This is a genomic window from Parasphingorhabdus sp. JC815, assembly GCF_040717415.1.
Classification (GTDB): Bacteria; Pseudomonadota; Alphaproteobacteria; order Sphingomonadales; family Sphingomonadaceae; genus Parasphingorhabdus.
On the sequence record NZ_JBFEFM010000001.1, the window covers coordinates 752900 to 776657 of the forward strand.

The 23758-nt window shown below is 49.8% G+C and carries 24 protein-coding genes; 13 read left to right on the forward strand and 11 right to left on the reverse strand.

The annotated features are described in order from the left end of the window. Nucleotides 1-27: 27 nt before the first annotated feature. From ispZ to AB1K62_RS03655, 5 genes are all read right to left on the reverse strand, one after another. Nucleotides 28-642 carry a septation protein IspZ gene (gene ispZ, locus AB1K62_RS03635; protein WP_367001326.1) on the reverse strand — a complete coding sequence of 205 codons (615 nt, stop codon included), beginning with the start codon at nt 640-642 and terminating at the stop codon, nt 28-30. Next, nucleotides 639-1568: a signal recognition particle-docking protein FtsY gene (gene ftsY, locus AB1K62_RS03640; protein WP_367001328.1), complete on the reverse strand. Its 930-nt coding sequence runs from the start codon at nt 1566-1568 to the stop codon at nt 639-641. The genes ispZ and ftsY overlap by 4 nt, the downstream gene beginning before the upstream one ends. Beyond that, a complete protein-coding gene (gene mtaB / locus AB1K62_RS03645; protein WP_367001329.1) occupies nt 1568-2848 on the reverse strand; it encodes a tRNA (N(6)-L-threonylcarbamoyladenosine(37)-C(2))-methylthiotransferase MtaB in 1281 nt (426 codons plus the stop codon). Before mtaB ends, ftsY begins: the two co-directional genes overlap by 1 nt. Beyond that, nucleotides 2845-3663, reverse strand: coding sequence for a diaminopimelate epimerase (gene dapF, locus AB1K62_RS03650; RefSeq protein ID WP_367001330.1), 819 nt, complete (start codon nt 3661-3663; stop codon nt 2845-2847). The genes mtaB and dapF overlap by 4 nt, the downstream gene beginning before the upstream one ends. A gap of 92 nt (nt 3664-3755) precedes the next feature. Further along, nucleotides 3756-5396 (reverse strand): EAL domain-containing protein, encoded by a 1641-nt coding sequence (locus AB1K62_RS03655; RefSeq protein ID WP_367001331.1) that lies wholly within the window; start codon nt 5394-5396, stop codon nt 3756-3758. A 297-nt stretch (nt 5397-5693) separates the two neighbouring features. Between AB1K62_RS03655 and ffh the strand changes: the two genes are divergently transcribed. From ffh to AB1K62_RS03690, 7 genes are all read left to right on the forward strand, one after another. Then, on the forward strand, nt 5694-7157 hold the full coding sequence (ffh, locus tag AB1K62_RS03660) for a signal recognition particle protein (RefSeq protein WP_367001332.1): 1464 nt from the start codon (nt 5694-5696) through the stop codon (nt 7155-7157). Between the two features lie 42 nt (nt 7158-7199). Beyond that, on the forward strand, nt 7200-7637 hold the full coding sequence (rpsP, locus tag AB1K62_RS03665) for a 30S ribosomal protein S16 (protein WP_367001334.1): 438 nt from the start codon (nt 7200-7202) through the stop codon (nt 7635-7637). Nucleotides 7638-7758: 121 nt separating this feature from the next. Then, on the forward strand, nt 7759-8244 hold the full coding sequence (gene rimM / locus AB1K62_RS03670) for a ribosome maturation factor RimM (protein ID WP_367001335.1): 486 nt from the start codon (nt 7759-7761) through the stop codon (nt 8242-8244). Then, nucleotides 8241-8534 carry a hypothetical protein gene (locus AB1K62_RS03675; RefSeq protein ID WP_367001336.1) on the forward strand — a complete coding sequence of 98 codons (294 nt, stop codon included), beginning with the start codon at nt 8241-8243 and terminating at the stop codon, nt 8532-8534. The genes rimM and AB1K62_RS03675 overlap by 4 nt, the downstream gene beginning before the upstream one ends. After that, nucleotides 8531-9277 (forward strand): tRNA (guanosine(37)-N1)-methyltransferase TrmD, encoded by a 747-nt coding sequence (gene trmD, locus AB1K62_RS03680; RefSeq protein ID WP_367001337.1) that lies wholly within the window; start codon nt 8531-8533, stop codon nt 9275-9277. The genes AB1K62_RS03675 and trmD overlap by 4 nt, the downstream gene beginning before the upstream one ends. Beyond that, on the forward strand, nt 9274-9663 hold the full coding sequence (rplS, locus tag AB1K62_RS03685; protein WP_367001338.1) for a 50S ribosomal protein L19: 390 nt from the start codon (nt 9274-9276) through the stop codon (nt 9661-9663). The genes trmD and rplS overlap by 4 nt, the downstream gene beginning before the upstream one ends. 83 nt (nt 9664-9746) lie before the next feature. Continuing rightward, on the forward strand, nt 9747-10772 hold the full coding sequence (locus AB1K62_RS03690; RefSeq protein WP_367001339.1) for an aspartate-semialdehyde dehydrogenase: 1026 nt from the start codon (nt 9747-9749) through the stop codon (nt 10770-10772). Between the two features lie 62 nt (nt 10773-10834). Here AB1K62_RS03690 and AB1K62_RS03695 read toward each other — a convergent pair whose 3' ends face one another. From AB1K62_RS03695 to AB1K62_RS03705, 3 genes are read right to left on the reverse strand one after another with little or no spacing between them, the layout of a single operon-like run. Further along, nucleotides 10835-12385, reverse strand: coding sequence for a DHA2 family efflux MFS transporter permease subunit (locus AB1K62_RS03695; protein ID WP_367001340.1), 1551 nt, complete (start codon nt 12383-12385; stop codon nt 10835-10837). Beyond that, nucleotides 12382-13485 carry an HlyD family secretion protein gene (locus tag AB1K62_RS03700; protein ID WP_367001342.1) on the reverse strand — a complete coding sequence of 368 codons (1104 nt, stop codon included), beginning with the start codon at nt 13483-13485 and terminating at the stop codon, nt 12382-12384. The genes AB1K62_RS03695 and AB1K62_RS03700 overlap by 4 nt, the downstream gene beginning before the upstream one ends. After that, complete coding sequence (locus AB1K62_RS03705) at nt 13478-13936, reverse strand: MarR family transcriptional regulator (protein WP_367001343.1); 459 nt, start codon at nt 13934-13936, stop codon at nt 13478-13480. Before AB1K62_RS03705 ends, AB1K62_RS03700 begins: the two co-directional genes overlap by 8 nt. Before the next feature lie 127 nt (nt 13937-14063). On the opposite strand from AB1K62_RS03705, the gene AB1K62_RS03710 reads away from it, so the two are divergent. The 4 genes from AB1K62_RS03710 to AB1K62_RS03725 all read left to right on the forward strand — a co-directional run bounded on the left by AB1K62_RS03710 (nt 14064) and on the right by AB1K62_RS03725 (nt 18200). Then, nucleotides 14064-14711 (forward strand): DsbA family protein, encoded by a 648-nt coding sequence (locus AB1K62_RS03710; RefSeq protein ID WP_367001346.1) that lies wholly within the window; start codon nt 14064-14066, stop codon nt 14709-14711. Nucleotides 14712-14934: 223 nt separating this feature from the next. Then, nucleotides 14935-15729 carry an alpha/beta hydrolase gene (locus AB1K62_RS03715; protein ID WP_367001349.1) on the forward strand — a complete coding sequence of 265 codons (795 nt, stop codon included), beginning with the start codon at nt 14935-14937 and terminating at the stop codon, nt 15727-15729. Nucleotides 15730-15761: 32 nt separating this feature from the next. After that, entirely contained in the window at nt 15762-16289 is a 528-nt protein-coding gene (locus tag AB1K62_RS03720; RefSeq protein ID WP_367001351.1) for a hypothetical protein, read from the forward strand. 57 nt (nt 16290-16346) lie between these two features. Next, complete coding sequence (locus AB1K62_RS03725; RefSeq protein ID WP_367001352.1) at nt 16347-18200, forward strand: M2 family metallopeptidase; 1854 nt, start codon at nt 16347-16349, stop codon at nt 18198-18200. 58 nt (nt 18201-18258) lie between these two features. Here the strand turns inward: AB1K62_RS03725 and AB1K62_RS03730 are convergent, their stop codons facing one another. After that, nucleotides 18259-18738, reverse strand: a complete 480-nt coding sequence (locus AB1K62_RS03730; protein ID WP_367001353.1) for a peroxiredoxin — start codon at nt 18736-18738, stop codon at nt 18259-18261. Nucleotides 18739-18886: 148 nt separating this feature from the next. Between AB1K62_RS03730 and AB1K62_RS03735 the strand changes: the two genes are divergently transcribed. Together AB1K62_RS03735 and ahcY are read left to right on the forward strand one after the other, a co-directional pair. Continuing rightward, nucleotides 18887-19447 (forward strand): YqgE/AlgH family protein, encoded by a 561-nt coding sequence (locus AB1K62_RS03735; protein ID WP_367001354.1) that lies wholly within the window; start codon nt 18887-18889, stop codon nt 19445-19447. Nucleotides 19448-19609: 162 nt separating this feature from the next. Then, the gene (gene ahcY, locus AB1K62_RS03740) at nt 19610-21028 is read left to right on the forward strand and encodes an adenosylhomocysteinase (protein ID WP_367001355.1); all 1419 of its coding nucleotides are present in this window, start codon (nt 19610-19612) and stop codon (nt 21026-21028) included. A 65-nt stretch (nt 21029-21093) separates the two neighbouring features. Here ahcY and AB1K62_RS03745 read toward each other — a convergent pair whose 3' ends face one another. Both AB1K62_RS03745 and AB1K62_RS03750 read right to left on the reverse strand, forming a co-directional pair. Continuing rightward, nucleotides 21094-22800 (reverse strand): lytic transglycosylase domain-containing protein, encoded by a 1707-nt coding sequence (locus AB1K62_RS03745; protein WP_367001356.1) that lies wholly within the window; start codon nt 22798-22800, stop codon nt 21094-21096. Between the two features lie 53 nt (nt 22801-22853). Next, nucleotides 22854-23657, reverse strand: a complete 804-nt coding sequence (locus AB1K62_RS03750) for a uracil-DNA glycosylase family protein (protein WP_367001359.1) — start codon at nt 23655-23657, stop codon at nt 22854-22856. Nucleotides 23658-23758: the final 101 nt, after the last annotated feature.

The following is a 23758-nucleotide window of genomic DNA, read 5'->3' on the forward strand; positions in this document are numbered from 1 at the left end:
ACCGCGCCCTGTCAAACGGGCGCGGTTTTATTTGGAAGCAGCCTTTTCGGTTTCCTCATCTTTCCCCAGATCCAAGCCATGCCGCATCAGCATTGGCACATTGGCAATTGCAAAGATGAAGGACAATATGGTGATGCCCCATACTTTCAGGGTTAGCCACAGGTCAAAAGTCAGGGTCAGGCGCATAGCCTCGTTCAACACAGCCATGGCAACAAAGAAAATTGCCCAATTGCGTGAGAGTTTGAGCCAGCCTTCATCTGAAAGCCCTTCGTAGGCCGCCTGCAATAGATATTTCAGCATTGCTTTGCCGCGCAATAATCCGACACCCAATATAACGGCAAAACCAGTATATATGATGGTCGGTTTAATCTGGATGAAACGTGGGTCATTAAAATAAATGGTGAGCGCACCAAAGCCCATAACCAGCACCGCCGAGAGCCAGAGCATGGGTGAAATTTTACCCATTTTCCATTTTGATATGACTACCGCCACTAATATTGCTGCCATAAATGCAGCAGTGCCGGCGATGATACCGATGAATTTATAGGCGAGAAAAAATACCAGCAACGGTCCGAAATCAAGCGCAAAGCCAAGACCTTTATTTTCTTTTTTTGGGTCTACATTGATGACATCATCACTCATTCTTCAATTCCTGCTATAGCTGCGGCCAGATCATTCGCGTCAAAGGGACGCAAATCTTCCATAGTTTCTCCGACTCCAATAGCATGTATTGGCATTTGAAAATCTTTGGCGGCAGCGACAAGGACACCCCCGCGTGCGGTACCGTCCAATTTGGTCATGATCAAACCGGTAACTTTTGCCACTTCCTTGAATACTTCAATTTGTGACAGAGCATTTTGTCCGGTTGTCGCGTCCAGAACAAGCACAACATCATGCGGTGCTTCGGGATTAAGCCGCCCTAAAACACGGCGGATTTTATCAAGCTCATCCATCAGCTCACTACGGTTTTGCAGCCGTCCGGCGGTATCGACAATCAAAACATCAATTCCGGTTGCTGTTGCTTGCTTGACGCCTTCATATACGATGCTGGCGCTATCCCCGCCTTCTTTCCCGCTGACAATCGGAACGCCCAGTCGTTCAGCCCATACTTTTAACTGTCCGATTGCAGCTGCGCGGAACGTATCACCCGCAGCAAGCATAACGCCGTAATCCTGCTCCAGAAACAAATGTGCCAATTTGGCGATTGTGGTTGTTTTGCCAGAGCCATTGACGCCAATCACCAATATGACTTGGGGCCGCGGAAAGGCATCAATTTCAAGCGGGATAGCTACAGGTTCCAATATATCCGCCATTTCTGACTGGATAATTTCACGAACTGCATGTTCGCTAAGGCCTTTTTCAAACCGCTCTTTTGATAATTTTTCACGGATCGACGCAGCTGTTGCCGGGCCAAGATCAGACATAATCAAGGCATCCTCGATCTCGTCAAGCGTTGCTTCATCGAGCTTTGCTTTGGTCACAAGCCCGGTAAGATTTTCCGTCAGCCGACCCGAAGTCTTGCTGAAACCGCCGAACAGACGATCTTTCCAACCCGGTTTGTCACTCATTATATTCTTCTTCCGATCAGTTTGCCGTCATCGGACGAGATGACTTCCACAGGAATGATCTGGCCTTCTGGTCCAGTTTGTTCCGATAACATAATATGAGCAAAATTCTCCGCATATCCCGCTTTGCCATTTAATTCGCAAAGCACATTTTGCCGTGTCCCGACAAGGCTATCTCGCCATATCTGCGCTTTTTCGCTGACCTTCTGCCGCAAAGCCTTGGCCCGCTGTTTGATAAGGGCACCATTGACCTGCGGCATATTAGCCGCTGGCGTTCCCTGCCGGGGCGAATAGGGAAATATGTGACCATGTATGATGTCGCATTGATCTATAATATCCATGCTATTTTCAAACATCGCCTCTGTTTCAGTCGGAAATCCGGCGATAATATCAGCACCAATTGCAATTTCAGGACGTTTTTCCTTTAGCCGCGCCACCAATTCTATCGCTTGCTCGCGGCTGTGGCGGCGTTTCATGCGTTTGAGAATCATATTGTCACCCGACTGTAGCGACAAATGGACATGTGGCATCATCCGGCTTTCGTCTGTCAGTATGTCAAACAAGCGGTCGTCAATCTCTACGCCATCAACCGAGGATAGCCTCAGCCGTTTAAGATTAGGAACATGTTTCAAGACACGCTCGACAAGCTGCCCTAGAGTAGGGCTGCCGGGCAAGTCCGGGCCATAGCTGGTGACATCCACGCCCGTAAGAACGACCTCGTTAAACCCTTTGTCAACCAGCGCCTGAACCTGTTCTACAACTTGGCCTGCCGGAACCGAACGGCTGTTTCCGCGGCCATAGGGGATGATGCAAAAGGTGCAGCGATGGTCGCAGCCGTTTTGTACCTCGACAAAGGCGCGGGATCGTTCAGCAAAGGCGCTGACCATATGCGGCGCAGTTTCCCGGACCTGCATAATGTCCGATACGCGAATATCCGGTTTGTTACTTTCCAGTCCGAATTTGAAATTGTCGGCATCATATTTGTCGAAATTGCCGACCACACCGGATGCTTCGGGCATAGTCGCGAACATCTCAGGATCAACCTGCGCCGCGCAGCCGGTAACAACTACAGTTTTGTCCGGATTATCCTTTTTGGCACGGCGAACCGCCTGACGGCTCTGACGCACAGCTTCATTGGTTACGGCGCAGCTGTTGACGATGATAAGTTGGTCCGCATTCACGCGGGATGCTTTGATGGTTTGGCGGATCGCCTCACTCTCGGCAATATTCAGGCGGCATCCCATGCTGATAATATCAGGGCCGGTAGTCGCAGGGCTACTCATCCGAAATCATCCCAATCTGCTTCACCGGAAAAAACATAGGTAGTCGGCCCCTGCATCAAGATAGAGCTATCTTTTTCCCACGATACGATCAACGTGCCACCCGGTAGATGCACGTTTACAGGGCTTTGCACTAATCCGCGCTGCAACGCGGCCACAGCTGTTGCACAGGCCCCAGTGCCACAGGCGCGGGTCAAGCCAACACCGCGCTCCCAGACGCGCAAATATATGTCACCGTCCTTCACATGAGCGACATTCACATTCACTCGTTGCGGAAACAGGGGATCAACCTCGATCATTGGTCCCAAGCGATCAAGTGCGACAGCATCGCTATCCTCGACGAAGAAAATAACATGCGGATTGCCGACATTAACTGCCGCCGGGTCTTGTAAATTCTCCCAGCCTACCGGCATGCGCAATGTATCCATTGCATAGGCGAGGGGGATCTCATCCCAGTCAAAACGCGGTTTGCCCATGTCAACAATGGCACCGCTGTCCGTCGCCTGACCGGAAAGCATGCCTGCGCCGGTTTCTATGGAAATACTGTCCCCTAACAATTTGACCACGCAGCGGGTTGCGTTGCCGCAGGCCTCAACTTCTCCGCCGTCTGCATTATATATCTGCATCTGCACATCGGCTGTGTCCGATGGCCTGAGGATGATAAGCTGATCACATCCGATACCGCTATGTCTGTTCGCTATGGCAGATGCTTTGATCGCTGGCATATGCAGTGCGTCCGACAGAGCGGGCGCGCGTGCGTCAATGATGACAAAATCATTGCCCAGCCCATGCATTTTGTGAAATTGCCCATGTGTCATGTGGGCGATTTAGGGATGCATGCTTAGCGAGTCCAGCATTTCAGGCGGAATTGCATTGTGATTAAGCGAACAAAATTGCTTTACCAGTCTGCTTAACTGGCTTTCCGCTCCGTTTCTTCAGGAGTATCCAGTTCATCTACCCCGGTTTCTGTCCTTGAAAGTTGCTCGGCCCTTTGGCCCAGCACCTCGTTCACCTGCTTATATGATAGGGGGCGACCATAATGCCAGCCTTGCGCCGTTCCACAACCAATATTACGCAGTTCTTCCTCAATCAATTTGCTCTCAACGCCTTCCGCCGCAAACGGTATATCGAGATTTTTCGCTATGCCCGCAATTGCGTTCACAATGGCTGCATTACCGGTATTATGAAGCATTGACGAGACATGGCTGTGATCAATTTTAATCCGGTTAAACGGCAGGGAATTAAGATGGGTCAATGAGCTATAGCCGATACCGAAACCATCCAAGGCAATGGATACCCCCTGATTGGCCAAGCTACCTAGAATCGATTGCGCGAGAGCCAGGTCTTCCAGAATCGCGGTTTCAGTAATTTCTATTTCGAGACGATTGGCAGGGAAGCCTGTTTCAACCAGCAGCTTGACAATTTTTTGAGCCAACCAACGGTCCCGAAACTGAATTGGTGAAATATTGACCGAGATGGTTATCTCCTGATCCCAGGTCTTGGCATCTTCAAACGCCTGCCGCATCACACAGAGCGACAGCTCACCAATCATCCCGGTTTCTTCTGCGATAGGAATGAATATATCGGGCGAAACCAGTCCTTGTTCCGGTGAATTCCAGCGGGCCAGAACTTCAAACCCGGCCAACCTGCCAGTCGCTAGATCAATTTGCTGCTCATAATATGGGATAAATTCACCCGCTGATATGCCTTTGCGTATACCCGCTTCAATCATATCACGGGTCCGAAGCTCGTTTTCCATCGATATATCGAACCAGCAATATCGGTTACGGCCTTGCTTCTTGGCACTATACATCGCGATATCAGCGCGGCGTATCAAGGCATCCGCATCATCGCAATCTGCTTCAAGACAGGCAATACCTATGGATGTCGTAACGGCCAAATGATTGCCGTTATCAAAAACCGGCATAGCGATATTACTAATCAGATCATCGGCAATTCTATCGACCATTTCTGGGCGCTCGGGATCGTAAATGAACGCACAGGCAAATTCATCCCCGCCAAGCCGGACCAGAAGGTTATCAGGCGGAAGAGTTGCGGAGATACGGGCGACCACTTCCTTTAAAACAAAATCACCCGCACTATGACCATGTGTGTCGTTAATCACCTTGAAATTATCGAGATCAAGCATCAGGAACGCCGTGCTTTTTTTTGTAAGCTCGACCGCTGCGATCATATCTTCTGTTTTCTTGACCAATGTTCTACAATTCAGGCACCCGGTCAAAGGGTCGGTAATAGCAAGGGAATGTGCGCGCTTTTCGGCCGCCGCATGTTCCGCGACTTCGGCAGCCAGATCACGGTAGCGCCGCCAGCCAAAGATGATCAGCGCAATGTTTAGCAGGAAGGCGGATACCAGCATCTTGTCACTGCCGCCGCCATATCCGGCGAGCGATGCAATTGCTTCGTTTATAACAGTTCCGCCGGTTCCCACGAAAATCAGGATAGCAAATATGACGACTAGCCCGGTTAACAAGTCGTTACGGGTAGACAAACTATAACGATGTTTTTTCTTTTCGGTCTTCGTGTCTTCCACTTTTTATCCTAAGCCGTCTATGAGCTAGCGACCCTCATGACCCGATATTCCTATTTAATAATCCTCAATTTCAAGTTAAGATTGCATGAAATATTGTGAATCTACGGGGTTGCAGGTCTGATCATAATCAGCTAAGCGCGTCCCGAATAACGGCACTGTATGTGCTGCTATATGTATTGTAATTTGAATTTCGAGTTTAAAGCTCACACGCCGGTCAGCGAGGTTTCGCCCACCGGCGCTTTTTGCGTTGAGCGGTTTTAAGCCGGTTTCGGCTGATGCGATAGAAAGGAAGACGCCATGTTTGATAAATTAAGCGATCGGCTCGGTGGCGTCTTTGACAAACTGCGTGGACGCGGAGCGCTAAAAGAAGAAGATGTTCGTGCCGCGATGCGCGAAGTCCGTATTGCTTTACTGGAAGCTGATGTTGCACTTCCGGTTGTGCGCGATTTTGTTGAAAAAGTTACCGAACAGGCGGTCGGACAATCCGTCCTTAAATCCATCACTCCGGGGCAGCAGGTTGTAAAGATCGTCAATGACGGGCTTGCAGATATGCTTGGTGCAGAAATCAGCAGTCTTAACCTTGCTGTATCGCCGCCCGCGATTATCATGATGGTGGGTTTGCAGGGTTCTGGTAAAACAACGACCACGGCAAAAATTGCAAAACGCCTGAAGGACAAAGAGAATAAAAAGGTCATGATGGCCTCGCTCGACGTCAATCGTCCAGCAGCGCAGGAACAACTGGCGATTCTCGGTGAACAGATTAACACCGCGACTTTACCGATTGTCGAAGGGCAGCAACCGGTCGAAATTACGAAACGCGCCTTGCAGGCAGCCAAGTTGCAGGGCTTTGATGTCCTGTTGCTCGACACGGCAGGGCGCTTGCACGTTGACCAGCAATTGATGGACGAGATGAAGGCCGTTGCCAATGTCTCGAAACCTCAGGAAACTTTACTTGTTGTCGATGCACTAACCGGCCAGGACGCGGTTAATGTAGCGTCGAACTTCTCTGAACAGGTTGATCTGAGCGGCGTCGTGCTGACCCGAATGGATGGCGATGCGCGCGGCGGTGCCGCACTGTCAATGCGGGCGGTTACGGGCAAGCCGATTAAATTTGTCGGTGTCGGTGAAAAAATTGACGCGCTGGAAGAATTTCATCCAGAGCGTGTTGCTGGCCGCATCCTTGGTATGGGCGATGTCGTCAGTCTGGTCGAAAAAGCCGCAGCGACAGTGGACAAAGAAGAGTCCGAAGCGCTGGCCGAGAAAATGGCCAAGGGCCAATTCGACCTTAACGACTTGCGCTCGCAACTTCGTCAGATGACCAAAATGGGCGGGCTTGGCGCGCTGGCTTCCATGATGCCGGGCATGAAAAAAGCCAAGGCCGCAATGGCTGGCGGCGCAATGGACGATAAAGTGCTTGTACGGATGGACGCGATTATCGGATCAATGACCAAAGAAGAGCGCGTCCGTCCCGGATTGCTCAATGCCAAGCGCAAGGTGCGTGTAGCCAAAGGATCGGGCACCACGGTGCAGGATGTGAACAAGCTGCTGAAAATGCATCAGGAAATGTCCAAGGCAATGAAAAAGATCAAGAAAATGGGCGGATTAAAAGGACTGGCCTCCATGTTTGGCGGTGCCGGCGGCGCTGCTGGTGCAGGTATGGGCGGCCAGAATGGCGGGATGTCCGGTATGCCCGGATTGCCTGACATGACCCCCGGCGGGTTGCCACCTGATCTCGCGAATTTGTTGAACAAGAAAAAATAGTTTTAGACGTTACGTATTCATATTGTTTTAGAAAGGTTTATTATGTCAGTAGCAATGAGAATGGCCCGTGGAGGCTCCAAGAAACGCCCTTATTATAAAATCGTGATCGCAGATGTTCGCGCACCCCGGGACGGTAAATTTATTGAGCGTATCGGCAGCTATAACCCGCTGCTCGCCAAAGATGATGAAAAGCGCGTTGTGCTTGATATTGATCGCGCAAAACATTGGTTGAGCGTTGGTGCACAGCCCTCCGACCGCGTCGCCCGTTTTCTGGATGCAGCCGGTTTGATGAAGCGCGAAGCACGTAACAACCCCAACAAAGGCAAGCCCGGCGAAAAAGCAACCGAGCGTATGGAAGAGAAAGCTGAAAAAGCAGCTGCGGCAGAAGAAGCTGCCAAAGAAGCTGCGGCCGCTCCTGCCGAGGAAGCACCTGCTGAAGAAGCAAAAGCTGATGAAGGTGCAGAAAAGGCTGAAGGTTAATGTTTAAGCCCCTCCTCTTGAGAGAGGAGATCGGGGTGGTTATGAATAAACATTGTTTATCCAGCGATAAACCGGTTTCATTATATCCCGCCTCGACTCCTTCCTTGGTGGGGAGGGGTTCGTGACCTCCAGACCCGATACGCCTGTCCCGCTTGCCGTCATTATTGGTGCACACGGGGTAACAGGCGAGGTCCGGCTCAAGCTTTTTTGCGAGAGCCTCGACAGTCTGAAACAATATCAGAGCTATAATGGCGGAAAACTAACGCTGAAATCAGTAAAGCCCCATAAAATGGGTGCGATTGCCCGCTTTGCCGAAATTACCGACCGCAATGGAGCCGACGCTGCGCGCGGAACCGAACTCTCCGTCCCGCGATCGGCCTTGCCGGAACTGGGCGAGGACGAATTTTATCACATGGATATTATCGGCCTGCGCTGTGTGTCGGACAATGGCGAGGAACTGGGCAAGATATTTGCTATACATGACTTTGGTGCTGGCGATATTATTGAAATTGAACGGATGAACGGCAAGAAGTTCATGGTTCCGATTATCGCAATTGATGTGGATAGTGATCCGGCTGTGGTATTGGCGGACTTCGTTGAACCGTGACCGGATCGATATTTTTCATAGCATTATTAGCGATATTGGCGGCTTTACCAGCTATTGGCGGGTGGAAACTCGGCCAAAAATATGAACAATTTACCCGCATGGCGTGCACTATATTGGGCGGTCAGTTGATACTGACTACTGGCGTCGGTTTGATTGTTCTGTTCGGTGGCGGCCCTGATGGGGCGAACCCTCTACGAACTGTCATCATATATGCTGCGATGGCACTCGCAATTTCAATCATGACCTTCGCGATTCTTGAGATGAAAAATACCGGAGGCAAAAAGCCGTGACCTTTGCTGCGCAAATCCTGACGCTTTATCCGGAAATGTTTCCCGGACCGCTGGGCATATCCCTTGCCGGCAGAGCGCTGGAAGAGGGGAAATGGTCTTGCGGTCCCATACAGATGCGCGATTTTGCTACTGACAAGCACGGATCTGTTGATGACACGCCAGCGGGCGGCGGCGCTGGTATGGTTTTGCGCCCCGACATCCTCGCGTCAGCAGTTGATCATGCACTGGAACAGCAACCCGGCGCTCCTATATTAGCCATGACCCCGCGCGGAAAACCGCTTACACAGGCGCGTGTGCGGGAAATTGCTTCCGGTCCCGGCGTCACCATATTATGTGGCCGTTTCGAAGGATTTGACGAGCGGATTTTCGATGCGCGGCCGATTGAACAGGTTTCGATCGGCGATTATATCCTTTCCGGAGGGGAGATGGGCGCTTTGGTGCTACTGGATGCTTGCATTCGGTTGCTTCCCGGGGTAATGGGCGCTTCTTCTAGCGGAGATGATGAGAGTTTCGAAACCGGACTTTTGGAATACCCGCAATTCACCCGGCCTCAGAAATGGGAAGGGCGTATTATCCCTGAAATCTTGCGATCGGGGGATCATGCGAAAATAGCTGCTTGGCGGAAACAAAGGGCAGAGGAAGATACACGGCTAAGGCGGCCCGATTTATGGGAGCATCACAGGGATGCTCCGGATCAGTCGCCCTCTGGTACGCAAGGACAGAAAAAGGAAGATCGGACATGAACCTGATCCAGACACTTGAAAAAGAAGCTGTAGACGCATTTGCAGCATCAAAAGATATCCCCGAATTTCGTGCTGGCGATACCCTTCGCATTGGCGTTCGCGTTGTTGAAGGTGAGCGTGTTCGTACCCAGAATTATGAAGGTGTTTGCATTGCACGCTCGAATCGCGGCATGGGCTCCAGCTTCACCGTACGGAAAATTTCCTTTGGTGAAGGTGTTGAGCGTGTGTTCCCGCTTTACTCACCTAATATCGAATCGATTACAGTTGTTCGCCGCGGTATTGTACGCCGTGCGAAACTTTACTATCTGCGCGGCCGCACAGGTAAACGGGCCCGTATTGCGGAACGTCGCTTGAACCAGCCCGCCAAAGGCGCTGAAGCAAAGTAGGATAGCTTCATAACCAAATATAGGCAGCCGGTTCTCCACCAAAGGAAAACCGGCTGTTTTCATATCTAACACAGGAAAGTTTTATGGGTTACAAAGTAGCAGTTGTAGGCGCGACCGGGAATGTAGGGCGCGAAATACTGAGCATCCTTGCAGAGCGTGAATTTCCAATTGACGAGCTGGCCGCTGTCGCATCCGCTCGTTCACAGGGTAGCGAGATTGAAATTGGCGACACTGGCAAGATGCTCAAGGTCAAGAATATCGAGCATTTTGATTTCAGCGGATGGGACATGGCTTTATTTGCAGCAGGCTCCGGACCGACCAAGGAATATGCACCCAAAGCGGCTGCGGCGGGCTGTGTTGTCATTGACAATAGCTCGCTTTACCGGATGGACCCGGATGTCCCGTTAATCGTGCCGGAAGTGAATCCGGACGCGATTGTAGGTTATAAAGCCCGCAATATTATCGCCAATCCCAATTGCTCGACCGCTCAAATGGTGGTGGCGTTAAAGCCACTCCATGATGCCGCTACGATCAAACGGGTCGTGGTATCAACCTATCAGTCTGTTTCCGGCGCTGGTAAAGGTGGCATGGACGAGCTGTTCGAACAATCACGCGCAATCTTTGTCGGTGATCCCAAGGAAAATCAGGTCTTTACCAAGCAGATCGCATTTAACGTCATTCCGCATATTGATGTGTTCCTTGACGATGGATCGACCAAAGAAGAGTGGAAAATGGTGGTCGAGACAAAGAAAATCCTCGATCCGAAGATCAAACTTACTGCTACTTGCGTACGCGTACCGGTTTTTGTCGGGCATAGCGAAGCAATTAATATCGAGTTTGAAGATGAGATTTCCGTCAAACAGGCACGGGATATTCTCCGTGAAGCACCTGGCATTATGCTGTTCGATAAGCGTGAGGACGAAGGCTATATCACCCCCGTTGAATGTGTCGGGGACGGGGCTACCTATGTCAGCCGTGTCCGCGAAGATCCGACGGTCGAAAACGGCCTGGTGATCTGGTGCGTGTCGGATAACCTGCGAAAAGGCGCTGCACTTAACGCCGTGCAGATTGCAGAGTTACTGGGCCGCACGCAATTGCAAAAAGGTTAAAGACAGTAAACACCACCGTCATTTCCATGCAAAGGTGAATGACGGTGGTATAATATTAAACTCTAGTGTGCTGCGCTGGCGCTATCCATTGTTTCCAAACTTGCCCTCTGGGGCTTTTTCATCAAGAATACCAGCGGCACACAAATAGCAGTAGCAACAGCGATCAACCAAAAGTCCCCGATATAAGCAATCATCAACGCCTGCCGGTTCACTTCCCCGTCGATCATAGTCATTGCCTGATCACCATATTGACCAAAGCGGCTGATTAAGGCGGGGCTGAGCGGTGATAGGCGGGCTTCGGTAACATTAGCGGCGACATCGGCATGGCTGATCTGCCAGTTGCGGCTGAGCAAGCCGACAAACACCGCAATACCTATTGAACCTCCAATGGTGCGCGACAGATTGAGCATACTGGCACCATCGGTTCGCAGGGCAGGGGGAAGCGTTGAAAACCCCAATATATTCATTGTGACGAACAGCGCCCCCATGCCCAGCCCTTGAACAAGGCCACTGCTGATGATTGGCCAATGATTCATGGAAAGGCTCCATCCCGTCATCATCCATGCGGAATAGGACGCCAGCGCCATCCCTCCCGCAACGACCCACCGGGCATCGACAATAGTTGCTAGCCGGCTAGCGATGGCCATGCCCAAAAAGACACCAACTCCCCGCGGAGCGAGCAAAATACCGGCATCGGTCGGGGTATAATGATAGATATTCTGAAGCATTGGTGGCAATAAGGCCATGACCGAGAACATCGCAACACCCGCGACAATCATCAACAACATTGCGGTGACCAAATTACGGTCCTTGAACAAATCTCTGGACAAAAATGTGTTTTTCGAAGTCATCATATGGACCGTGAACATCCATAGCGCGGCGGCTGCCAAACCGAATTCGATGATGATTTCCCAACTATCAAACCAGTCTTCTCCATTACCGCGATCGAGCATCAGTTGAAAAGATGCGATAAAAATCGCGAACAAAGTGAACCCGAACACATCAAATTTCCGCCGTGCGATCGGTTTCGACGGTAATAAAGTCCAGAGCATGGTAAAGGTGATAATGCCAATCGGGACGTTAATCAGGAAGATCCACGGCCAGCTGAAATTATCAGTAAGATAACCACCGATAATCGGGCCGGTTATAGGAGCAATCATCACGCCCATGCCCCATATTGCCATGGCTTTGGGATGGTCTTTGGGTGGGTTGATGTCCAGCATGACTGTTTGTGACAACGGCATGATGAACGCGCCGGACAACCCCTGAATGACCCGGAATATTACTAGCATTTCAATATTGGTAGCCGTGGCACATAACAAGGAAGATGCAGTGAAACCCGCAATCGAAAGCAGAAAAAGTTTACGTGAGCCAATTCTGTCGGAAATCCATCCGGTAATCGGAATGGCAATAGCGGTGGCAAGAATATAGCTGGTCAATACCCATGTCACCGTATCAAGCGTGGCACCCAATCCGGCCTGCATATGAGGCAAAGCCACATTGGCGATAGTGGAATCCAATATCTGCATGATATTGCCCAGCATGGCCGCTATCGTCAGTAACAAACGGTTATTAACCGGCAAGGCCGCTACATTGGGATCGTTGGAAGTCACTGTTTACCGGTACGCAGATCAACAGTCACTTCAGCAGAAATCCCGGCAATTAACTGACGCGGTGATTTGTCCAGAATTTTAATCCGCACTGGCACACGCTGGGTCACTTTAACCCAATTGCCGTTGGCATTCTGGGCAGGCAGCACAGAAAATTCCGATCCGGTCCCCGCGCCGATGCTCTCGACCCGGCCATATAGTTCCAATTCCGGATAAGCATCAAAGCTAATAGTCGCCTTTTGCCCCACTGCCATTCTGGCAAGATCGGTTTCCTTGAAATTAGCCTCTATCCAGCTATTCTGATCATCGACAATGGACACTGCGGGCAATCCGGCAACCATCATCTGACCGGTTTGTAGCCGCGTCGATTGGGCAACTCGCCCGGAAATAGGTGCCACAACCCGCGTGCGGGAAAGATTAAGCCGCGCCTGTTCATAGGCTGCCTGTGCATTTGCAATTGCAGGATTTTTCCCCGGAACAGCCGATCCGGTCGACAGTCGCGCCCTTGCGGCCCGAACATCGGCTTGAGCGGATTTCAATTTGGCCCGTGCCACATCAACTTCATGTTGAGCAGCATCCAGACGCGCCCGCGTGGTAAACCCTTTTTCCATTAGCGCGGCCTGACGTTGGTAATTGGACTGGGCAAAGGCAATGTCCTTGCGTGCCACTTCAATATCTACTCCGCTTACCTGATAATCCGTCTCAAGATTCTGCACCTCCACTTGCGCGGCGGCAATGCGGGCGCTGCTTTGGGCAACTTCCAGTTCAAACGGTTCCGGGTCGATAGCAAATAGCAAATCACCTGCCTCAACCGGCTGGTTCTCGCTCACTCCCACTTCGATAATCTTTCCGCCAACTTCTGAAGAGACAGAGACTATATTCTGCTGAACATAGGCATTATCGGTGGAGGCATAGCGGCTGCTGTTTATCCAGTAAAAAACGCCAAAACCAACCAGAATTAACGGAACCGACAGCATTAATATCCATCGGCTAATCCGGCGGGCCAGCGATATATCGGCCAGTTCAGGTTCAGCTTCATCATGGGGCTTAGCGATGTCGTGACTTTCCGGTATTTCTATGTTCGGGTTGGGATTATCAGCCATGATTAGTCCGTTTCTCTTGCAAATCTGCATCATCAATGGATTGAAGGTTGCTGCGAACCCGTTCCAGCAAATGCAAAAACTGATCCTTCTCTGTATCGGCCAGATCAATCATTGCTTCTTGCAATAATTGCTCCCCGACAGGGGTTAATTGCTCCGTCAACGCGACGCCTTTAGGCGTCAGAAACAACCGCCATGCCCGCCGGTCATCAACATCAGCGCGACGCTCCACCAGATCAGCGGATTGTAGGCGGTCAACCATTCGGCAAACTGTCATGGTCTCCAATTCCAGCATATCCGCCAAAGTGCTCTGATTGATACCGACATGGCGTTGCAGCCAGGTAAGAACCCGCCATTGTGCCCGGGTCACACCAATGGCCTTGGCACGTTTGTCAAACGTCCGGCGGATCAGGCGCGAAATGTCACCGATCAGGAATCCGATACTGTCACTCATGCCAGCTAACTAATAACATAGTTTATTATATACAATGACTAGTTTTGCCCAGACATCGTATTTGCGGGATTCGCCCGATATCGGTTTTGATATGGAAGGCTGGTGAAGATTGTGTCATGATGGAGATATGACATTAGAAGCAGACGTTTATTGGTCTTTCCGCTCTCCATATAGCTATCTAGCTACGCGGCGATATGTGGCGCTGACACGGGACTATGATCTTCGGATCCATCAGCGATTTGTCTATCCACTGGCGATCCGGGAACCGGATTTTTTCGAGAAAAACCACCCCAATTGGCTGGGCTATGTGTTCAAGGATATGTTCCGGATCGCACAATATATGGATATTCCGCTGGCCCCGCCCAATCCTGACCCGATTGTGCAGGATATTGCGACGCGTAAAATTGCCGAGGATCAACCCCATATATTTTTGCTAACCCGCATGGGACAAGCTGCCTCGCGCCGTGGCAAGGGGCTGGAGTTTGCCGATGAAGTTTCCCGCCTGATCTGGGGCGGAGTAAAAGACTGGCATACGGGCGATCATCTGGCACAGGCCGCGACGCGTGCCGGATTGGACCTGACAGAACTTAAGAGCGAAGCAGAAACACAAGCGGAGGAACTGGACACTGAAATAGCGGACAACCAAAAAGCGCTGGAAGCCTCTGGTCATTGGGGCGTTCCAACACTGGTGTTTGAAGGCGAGCCGTTTTTCGGGCAGGACCGCATTGATCTGGCTGTGTGGAGAATGAAGCAAGAGGGTCTTGAGAAACGCTAGATTATTGGCTTTCCTACTTTGGATTGCGCCGTTACGCTCTCACGATGGATATCGTCTTGCCCTGTGGTTTCTCTATCCCTGTTTTGCCAGCCAATTTTCCAACATTTTTGTTCGGAAATGGCAGAATATAGTGCTTCATTGGTGTGAACTTAGTGAACTTAGTGAACTTAGTGAACTTAGCCGGACGAGCTTGCCGCATGCGTAATGATTTAGGGACTATATAATGGAAGCAAATAATTGGGATTTACCGTCTTTTGACGGCGTGAAGCTAAAAATTCACGAAATGGGGCAAGATTCAGCTCAGCCCTTGGCTTCCGCTTCTTCTTCATCTGATACGCAACCTACAGTCATTTTGCTGCATGGTCTGTTTTCCAATGCGTATACCAACTGGATAAAATTCGGTCATGCCGCACTTTTGGCCGAGGCGGGGTTTCGCGTCATCATGCCGGATCTGCGAGCCCATGGGCAAAGCGATGCGCCGCATGAAGCCGATGCTTATCCGAAAGATGTGTTGATAAAGGACATTCATGCGCTGATTACTCATCTCGATCTGCCCGAATATGATCTGGGCGGCTTTTCTCTTGGTGCGCGAACAACCGCCAGATTGCTGACCGAACTCTCTCCGCGAAAAGCCATATTAGCGGGCATGGGTCTGGAAGGACTATCGGGTTGGAACCAGCGTCAGGGATTTTTTCTCAAAGCCATAGAATTGCGTGACACCGCCAAGCGTGATGATCCCCATTGGATGGCTATCCAGTTTATGAAAAGCCAGAAAATTGATGTCGTCGCAGCGGCCCATCTGCTCAAGACATTTTCCGATATGGAGCCGGATGCCATACAAATAATCACAACGCCGACACTTGTTCTATGCGGATCGGAAGACCGGGATAATGGCGACCCGGAGGCCCTCGCGCAGCTGTTACCAAATGGCCACCATGTCGCCATTCCGGGCACGCATATGAGCAGCGTAACAAAGCCTGAGCTGGGGCAAGAGATTTTGAAGTTTCTAAATAGCTAAAAAATAATCACTATGAACGGAGGGGGAAGCCGATGCATAAATATATAAACTGGCGTAATTTCTGGATATTCTGGCTTGGAGGTCTCGCAGTCTTTATCTTCATGGTGTTTACAAGTGGTTCGCTAGCCACGGATATCGCACCGGGTGGAATAGTGGATCATCAGCGAGCCGGTTCGGCTGAACGTATCAATGCTATTCAGCAAAGCTGGGCCGCAGCAGGGCAGATGAGCCAAGCCAGATGGTCGATGATCACTGATCTGGTGTTTATCGGGCTTTATTCCATTGGCGGCATCATCGGTGGACGTCTTTTGTGGCAGGATGCCCACTCACCGTCGTTAAAAAAACTCGGTCTCTTACTGGTGCTGATCTATTTCCTGTTCGGCTTGCTCGATTACATCGAAACCATCTGTCAGATAACACAGCTCTTGCAAGAGCAGGGGGACGATAGGTTAGCGTCTATTGCAGCCTTTGTTATGCCGCCCAAATCCTTGGCCTTGATTGTCGGAACGCTCGGAATGATCGCTGCCTTGATTTGGAGAAGCCGGGAAAGACGGGCTTGACGGTAGTAAAATAAAGTTTCAATCCATACCAGATTTTCAAATTACAGAGGATAGAATATGATATTATCAGCGAGATTAGCAGGGAAATCTGCCGCTTCGATCATTGCCCTCGCCGCGATTGCGTTAAGCGCTCCGGCTTATGCTCAAGAAAACACTCAAGCAAAAAGTGCCAATCCGACAGCAGAAGATGCAAAAAATTTCGTCGACAAAACCGAAAAGGAAATGTTCGAACATTCTGTCGATGCATCGCGGATTTACTGGATTAATTCTACTTATATCACCGATGATACCGATGTCCTGGCGGCCAAAGCCGGTGCCGAAGGCACGACTATGGCGGTGCAGGCGGCCATTGATGCGGCGAAATATAAAGATGTTAAGGGGCTGGACGCCGTCACGGCGCGCAAACTTGATAAGCTGCGCGGCGGAATTGTGCTTCCCGCTCCGACGACTGCGGGCGCGGCAACGGAACTGAACACCATCGCCACCAAATTGAACTCCGCTTACGGCAAAGGCAAGGGGACGTTGAATGGCAAAGAAATAAACGGCTCTGACATAGAAGCCGCGATGGGGACAAACCGTAACCCGGATGAGCTGTCCGAAATGTGGGAAAGTTGGCACACCAATGTCGGCGCGCCAATGAAAGACGATTATGCGCGTATGGTCGAAATCGCCAACGAGGGTGCCAAAGAACTGGGTTTTGCAGATGTCGGCGCAATGTGGCGATCCGGTTATGACATGCCCGCGGATGATTTTGCGAAGCTGACCGACAAGCTGTGGAATCAGGTGAAGCCGCTTTATGACGAACTGCATTGCTATACGCGTGACAAACTCAATGAAAAATATGGCGATACGGTTCAGGCCAAAACCGGCCCGATCCGCGCTGACCTGCTTGGCAATATGTGGGCTCAGGAATGGGGTAACATCTATGATATTGTTGCGCCGGAAGGGGCAGGGGACATTGGTTTTGATACGACCGAGCTGTTAAAAGCCAAAAATTATGACGCAATGAAAATGGTCAAAGCGGGGGAGGGGTTCTTCTCTTCTCTTGGTTTTGAACCGTTGCCGGACACATTCTGGAAACGCTCACAATTTACCAAGCCAGCGGACCGTGAAGTCGTGTGCCATGCCAGTGCTTGGGATATTGATAATGTCGATGATATCCGCATCAAGATGTGTATCAAGGTGAACGGCGATGATTTCACCACGATCCATCATGAGCTGGGACATAATTATTACCAGCGCGCCTATAACAAACAGAGCTATTTGCATCTTGATGGCGCGAATGACGGTTTCCATGAAGCGATTGGCGATATGGTAGCCCTGTCGATCACACCGGAATATCTGGTGCAGGTTGATTTGCTCGATCCCGCCAAAGTGCCCAGCTCGGACAAGGATATTGGTCTGTTGCTACGTCAGGCGATGGACAAAGTGGCGTTTCTTCCCTTTGGCTTGTTGGTTGATAAATGGCGCTGGCAGGTATTTTCAGGCGATATCAAACCTTCAGAATATACACAGGCCTGGCATGACCTGAAGCTGGAATATCAGGGGATTACACCGCCAGTTGACCGGCCTGCCGATGCGTTTGATCCGGGCGCGAAATATCATATCCCTGGCAACACACCCTATTCGCGCTATTTTCTTGCGCGGATATTACAATTCCAATTCTATAAAGCGGCCTGTGATGAAGCGGGATGGACAGGGCCGCTCCACCGCTGTTCTTTCTATGGTAACAAAGAAGTGGGGGCCAAGCTGAATGCCATGCTGGAACTTGGCGCTTCAAAACCCTGGCCAGATGCTCTGGAAAAATTTACCGGAACGCGCGAAATGGACGGCTCAGCGATGATCAGCTATTTCAAGCCGCTGATGGATTGGCTGAAAGAAGAGAATAAAGGCAAATCCTGCGGATGGTAGATATTAAAAAACCGGCAGAGGATAATTTCTCTGCCGGTTTTTTGTCTTTTGATCGGTCTTAAAGCTGATCGAGCATATAATCTGCTGTGCTCACTTTAAAATCGCCGGGTGCCTCGACGTTTAATTCTTCGACCACCCCATCATTAACAATCATGGAGAACCGTTGTCCGCGTGTGCCAAGACCAAAGCCGGAGCCATCCATTTCCAGACCACAAGCCTTGGCAAAGTCACCATTGCCATCAGCTAGCATAGTGATGTCATCGGAACCGGATTCCTTGTTCCATGCACCCAAAACAAACGCATCATTTACTGCGGTGCAGGCAATTTCATCGACGCCATTGGCTTTTAATTCGTCTGCTTTTTCCACAAAACCAGGCAAATGTTTGGCCGAGCAAGTCGGTGTAAAAGCACCGGGAACGGAGAATAAAGCCACTTTCTTGCCCGCAAAATATTCAGAGGAGCTGATTTTTTCGGGGCCATTTTCCGTCGCTTTGACTAGATTTACTTCGGGTATTTTATCGCCTTTACTGATCATCATATTGCTCCTTTGTTCGGGTTCGCAGATCGTCTGCATATCCTATCCATTTGTGGTGACGACATTATGAAATTGCAAGCAATGGAATGATAATGCTCAATTTATCTAATTTACCATGGGCACGCGGCGAGAAGTTGTTTAAGATAAGGATATGGACAGTCCCCGCTATTTCTCTGGCCAGTTCCTGCTTGCAACACCTGGCATGGCCGACCCGCGTTTCGCGCGTTCTATCATTGCTATATGCTCCCATGATGAACATGGTGCATTGGGTATTAATATCGGGGAGACATCTCCCAACATCAGTTTTCATGGTATATTGGAACAATTTGATATCGTTCCCCAGTCTCTGGAAGACCGCAATGTCTTTATTGGCGGGCCGGTGGAGGAGCATCGCGGGTTCATTCTCCATAGCCTTGATTTCAATCTCTCCGATACGTTGCAGGTCGGTGATCGTTGGGGATTGAGTAGCTCCTTGGATATATTGGGAGCAATAGCGAAAAATCGCGGCCCGGAAAAATGGATTGCTGCTTTAGGCTATGCAGGTTGGGGAGCAGGGCAACTGGAATATGAATTAACCCAAAATGGCTGGTCAATTTTTTCAGGTGAGCCCGAATGGCTCTATGAAACCGATGCACCGGACAAATGGGAAATGGCCTGGCAAGCGCAGGGCATTGATCCAAACATGCTCTCCGGTCAGTTTGGCAGTGCCTGAAACGTAAAGGGCTATGCCATAATTATAGACGATAGGTCATGTTAGTAACTTTCTAACAAATATAAAGAGATCTTTATATTTGCTTCCACAGCAGCATATTGTTAAGAAATAACATAAGTGCCGCACCGGATTTCCGATGCGGCAATTTGTCTTTCAAGGAGAATGAACGTGGCCACAACAGCAGATACCGGAACGCAAGATTACGTCATCAAGGATATTGGTCTGGCGGATTTCGGACGCAAAGAAATCGAGATTGCCGAAACAGAAATGCCAGGCCTGATGGCTTTGCGTGAAGAGTTCGGGGCGGAGCAGCCTTTGAAGGGCGCGAGGATTACCGGATCGCTGCACATGACCATTCAAACAGCGGTATTGATCGAAACGCTTCTGGCATTGGGTGCGACTGTTCGGTGGGCTTCTTGTAATATTTATTCAACTCAGGATCATGCAGCTGCTGCGATTGCGGCTGGCGGTACACCAGTATTCGCAATTAAAGGCGAAACACTCGAAGAATATTGGGACTATGTTCAACGTATTTTTGACTGGGGTCCAGAGGAAACATGTAACCTGATCCTGGATGACGGCGGTGACGCGACCATGTTTGCGCTTTGGGGCGCTCGGGTTGAGGCAGGCGAAGAATTGTTCACGCCGGACAATGAAGAAGAAAAGGTTTTCGCTGCCACGCTAAAACGCTTTCTCGCCGAACGCCCGGGATATCTGACGAAAACCGTGGAAACTATTAAAGGTGTATCAGAAGAAACCACCACCGGTGTTCATCGGCTCTATGACCTTGCCAAGAATGGTAAACTGCCATTTCCAGCGATTAACGTGAATGACAGTGTTACCAAATCCAAATTTGACAATCTCTATGGCTGTAAAGAATCGTTAGTCGATGCCATTCGCAGAGCGACCGACGTAATGTTGGCCGGCAAAGTAGCCTGTGTCGCCGGTTTTGGTGATGTTGGCAAAGGGTCTGCTGACTCACTTCGCAACGGCGGTGCTCGTGTGCTCGTGACAGAAGTTGATCCGATCTGTGCGCTGCAAGCGTCTATGGAAGGCTATGAAGTTGTCACCATGGAAGAAGCGACAAAACGCGCCGATATTTTCGTTACAGCGACAGGTAACAAAGATGTCATTACGGTTGACCATATGCGTGCAATGAAAGACCGCGCAATTGTATGTAATATTGGCCACTTCGATAGCGAGATCCAGATTTCCGGATTACAGAACATGCAATGGAACGAGATTAAGCCGCAGGTTGATGAAGTGGAATTTCCCGATGGCAAGAAACTTATCATTCTTGCACAGGGACGTCTGGTCAATCTGGGCTGTGCCACCGGGCATCCCAGCTTTGTCATGTCAGCCAGCTTTACCAATCAAGTAATGGCACAGATTGAACTGTGGTTGCGGCCTGAACAATATGAAAATGACGTTTATGTTTTGCCTAAACATCTTGATGAAAAAGTGGCTGAACTGCACTTGCACAAGCTAGGTGTACAACTAACCAAATTGTCGAAGGAACAAGCCGAATATATTGGCGTTACACCGGAAGGTCCTTTCAAACCTGAACATTACCGGTACTAATGAACATAACCGGATGGGCTTATAATGGCCCATCCGGATTTACTGTGTCTGTTATAATATTTTATCTAACGTGCCGTAAAATAGAGTTTATCTTTGCTCGGCTTCTTCGGGAATATTGGCCATTTATGCTGAGCTAGAGCTGCCAAGCTTTCAGAACGGATGCCTGCTTGTTGCTCATACTTCCAGTAATTTCGCATGATGATTGAGACATAACCACGGGTTTCGACATACGGAATACTTTCCATATAAAGAAGCGGGTCATTATTATCCCTGATTTCGGTATTCCAGCGCTGAACCGATCCCGGGCCGGCATTATAAGCAGCGGCAATTTTTGGCAGCTTACCTTCTGTAATTGATGTACCGTTGAGATATTCCAGATAAGACTGGCCATATTCGAGATTGGTAGAAGGATTGAATAATGCAGTCGTTTCAATTCTCTGCCCCCTTTTGCGCGCAATATCGGATGCTGTGCCAGGCAGTACCTGCATCAGGCCGATTGCATTAGCCGGGCTGACTGCTTCACTACGGAATGCTGATTCCTGCAAAACATGGGCATAGATTAACGCTGGATCAACGCGCCACCCACCATCAGGTCTCCAACTGGGCGCTGGAAAAAGTGCCTGTGAATCGGGCTTAAACCCGCGCGGTGCATTATGAGCAAGCCATAATTGCGTCCGCGGCAAATTAAGGTCACGAGCAAGTTTCAACATAGCGCCGTGATTATTGTCATGCCCCATGCTCGCTTGATGACGTAAAACTTTGTCAGCAAGTGCTTCTTCACCGATTTCTACTAGCGCAATGGCCGCTTTGACATTGTCATGATCACGCAGGTTTTTCCAATCATCTTTGGCAAAGCTATCCCTGACTCTGGTTACAGTCATATCCATACCCAAGGTCTGTGCGGAAAGAAGACCATAAAAACCGCTGCTTCGCTTAGCTGCGGCTTGCAGCTTGCCTTGCGCGTTCTGTGGCTGCCCACAAACAATATCTGAACGCGCGCTCCAGTAGAGACCGGCTGCTTGCAGGTCAGGATTGTCGGCTCGACGTCCAACCTTGTCAAAGGCGGCGCTGGCCGTTTGGCAATCTCTCAATCTCCATGAGGCAAGCCCCACTACCCAATCGGCATGAGCAGCCCAGGAGCCACTACCTTTTTGAGCCTTTTGTGCGACACGCCGAGCGGATTGATCGTCATTTTCTATGTAATAGGACCAAGCCACGCGCTGTTCGAGTTCAGTGCGGGCATCAGATGATAACTCTCTTGCAGACGACGAGAGCAATGCTTCTGCTTCGCGTGGATTATCATTCTTGATAAAATCAATAATATGGTTTCGTATTGCATTCGCAATGCTATCTGAATTTATAGCATTGGGTTTGGACCGGACGGGTAATCCCGGAACATAAGAGAGATTGCGTCGTTGCGGCAGATCAGGAAGTAATTGCGCGCCTCTTTTCTTCGCAAGACGACTTAGTTGAGCTGCCTGCGGAATATGTGGCGCTTCATTGATTAAAATTAATAATGGTCCCAATTCAGCCCGAGGCGAATTGGCGGCAAGGAAAAACTCTGCCTTTGCGATCGGTTTTAACGGTCCATCCGGAGCTTCTTCAATGAGAGCTCTTGCTGTTTCCCACTGATTATCCCTCATCGCTTGAAAAATAGCGCGATAATATTCTGATTGGCTACGTTTTATCTGGGAGGGTATGTCTTTAGCGATAGAGGAACTATTGAACAATATCGCTCCATTATCTTCAGCTATAGCTGGATATAACGGCAAAGTAATTATCCCAGCTGTTAATACCAGTCTTTGTTTTAAGCTATGCAGGTTCTTCATAAGCTGGGGACCCTCGAGAGCAATTGCAAATCTTTCCATACCTCTCTTTTGAATTCAGGCCTTTCGACCAATATCCGAGGATGAAAAGTAGTGATTGCTTCGGTTTTGTATGAAAACTGGTTAATAAATTGTAATTTATTCCGAGCAGCGAGCAAATTCTGGTCAAAAAATATTTGTGATGGAGTTTCACCAAAGAAAATAATTTTTTCAGGGCGAACCAATCTAATGAGATGGAGCATCCGCTCTTTAAGTACATAATTATATTGAGGATCAATACGACCATCATAGGAGCGCGCGAGGGAGAGGGAGGCCAAATAGATTTTCTTCGAATCGCACCCCATGGCCCTAAGCATATTAGTCAGTAATTTAGAGCATTTTTCAGAAAATAATGAGTCTCTCCCTAAGCCTTCCTGATCAGGCATTCCGGTAATAATCATTATTTCTGGCTCTATCACGCCCGCTGGCAATACATATTGTCGCGACCATTCTGCTTCAACCAAGTTTTCACTTATGGATAACCATTCAAGAAAATCGGCATATTGTGCAGGGAAATCCAGATTATCATTTATATGGAGTGAGGATTCCGGTTTAGAAGAAGGCTTGCTTTCCGTAGCGGCCTTCGCGTCCACTAGAGCAGGTTGCGACAGCTTGGCTTCAGGCTCTTTGCCTACTTCGGTTAAAAGAGATCTTGGCGCGCTGTCATATCGCAGATCAATGCCTGCCAGACTCCACCAGTTATATAAACTTGTGATCTGTTCAAAGTGAGTATTTTCGGGGTTTTCAAGCGTAGCTAAAGTCATCTATGCATAGAGTCATGAGTTGACGAATAGGTCAATTGATGGGCAAGCATGTTTCTGTTCAAAAGGTCGTTATGTGCGGCAGGGCGAATTTGAAACGTTTA

Bases quoted from the DNA above. Each gene is read 5' to 3' on its own strand.
- AB1K62_RS03750 (WP_367001359.1), bottom strand. From the start codon at position 23,657: ATGACTTTAGCTACGCTTGAAAACCCCGAAAATACTCACTTTGAACAG.
- ffh (WP_367001332.1), top strand. From the start codon at position 5,694: ATGTTTGATAAATTAAGCGATCGGCTCGGTGGCGTCTTTGACAAACTG.
- AB1K62_RS03720 (WP_367001351.1), top strand. From the start codon at position 15,762: ATGCATAAATATATAAACTGGCGTAATTTCTGGATATTCTGGCTTGGA.
- rplS (WP_367001338.1), top strand. From the start codon at position 9,274: ATGAACCTGATCCAGACACTTGAAAAAGAAGCTGTAGACGCATTTGCA.
- AB1K62_RS03700 (WP_367001342.1), bottom strand. From the start codon at position 13,485: ATGGCTGATAATCCCAACCCGAACATAGAAATACCGGAAAGTCACGAC.
- AB1K62_RS03715 (WP_367001349.1), top strand. From the start codon at position 14,935: ATGGAAGCAAATAATTGGGATTTACCGTCTTTTGACGGCGTGAAGCTA.
- AB1K62_RS03730 (WP_367001353.1), bottom strand. From the start codon at position 18,738: ATGATGATCAGTAAAGGCGATAAAATACCCGAAGTAAATCTAGTCAAA.
- ahcY (WP_367001355.1), top strand. From the start codon at position 19,610: ATGAACGTGGCCACAACAGCAGATACCGGAACGCAAGATTACGTCATC.
- mtaB (WP_367001329.1), bottom strand. From the start codon at position 2,848: ATGAGTAGCCCTGCGACTACCGGCCCTGATATTATCAGCATGGGATGC.
- ispZ (WP_367001326.1), bottom strand. From the start codon at position 642: ATGAGTGATGATGTCATCAATGTAGACCCAAAAAAAGAAAATAAAGGT.
- dapF (WP_367001330.1), bottom strand. From the start codon at position 3,663: ATGACACATGGGCAATTTCACAAAATGCATGGGCTGGGCAATGATTTT.
- AB1K62_RS03690 (WP_367001339.1), top strand. From the start codon at position 9,747: ATGGGTTACAAAGTAGCAGTTGTAGGCGCGACCGGGAATGTAGGGCGC.
- AB1K62_RS03705 (WP_367001343.1), bottom strand. From the start codon at position 13,936: ATGAGTGACAGTATCGGATTCCTGATCGGTGACATTTCGCGCCTGATC.
- AB1K62_RS03710 (WP_367001346.1), top strand. From the start codon at position 14,064: ATGACATTAGAAGCAGACGTTTATTGGTCTTTCCGCTCTCCATATAGC.
- rpsP (WP_367001334.1), top strand. From the start codon at position 7,200: ATGTCAGTAGCAATGAGAATGGCCCGTGGAGGCTCCAAGAAACGCCCT.
- AB1K62_RS03735 (WP_367001354.1), top strand. From the start codon at position 18,887: ATGGACAGTCCCCGCTATTTCTCTGGCCAGTTCCTGCTTGCAACACCT.
- AB1K62_RS03725 (WP_367001352.1), top strand. From the start codon at position 16,347: ATGATATTATCAGCGAGATTAGCAGGGAAATCTGCCGCTTCGATCATT.
- ftsY (WP_367001328.1), bottom strand. From the start codon at position 1,568: ATGAGTGACAAACCGGGTTGGAAAGATCGTCTGTTCGGCGGTTTCAGC.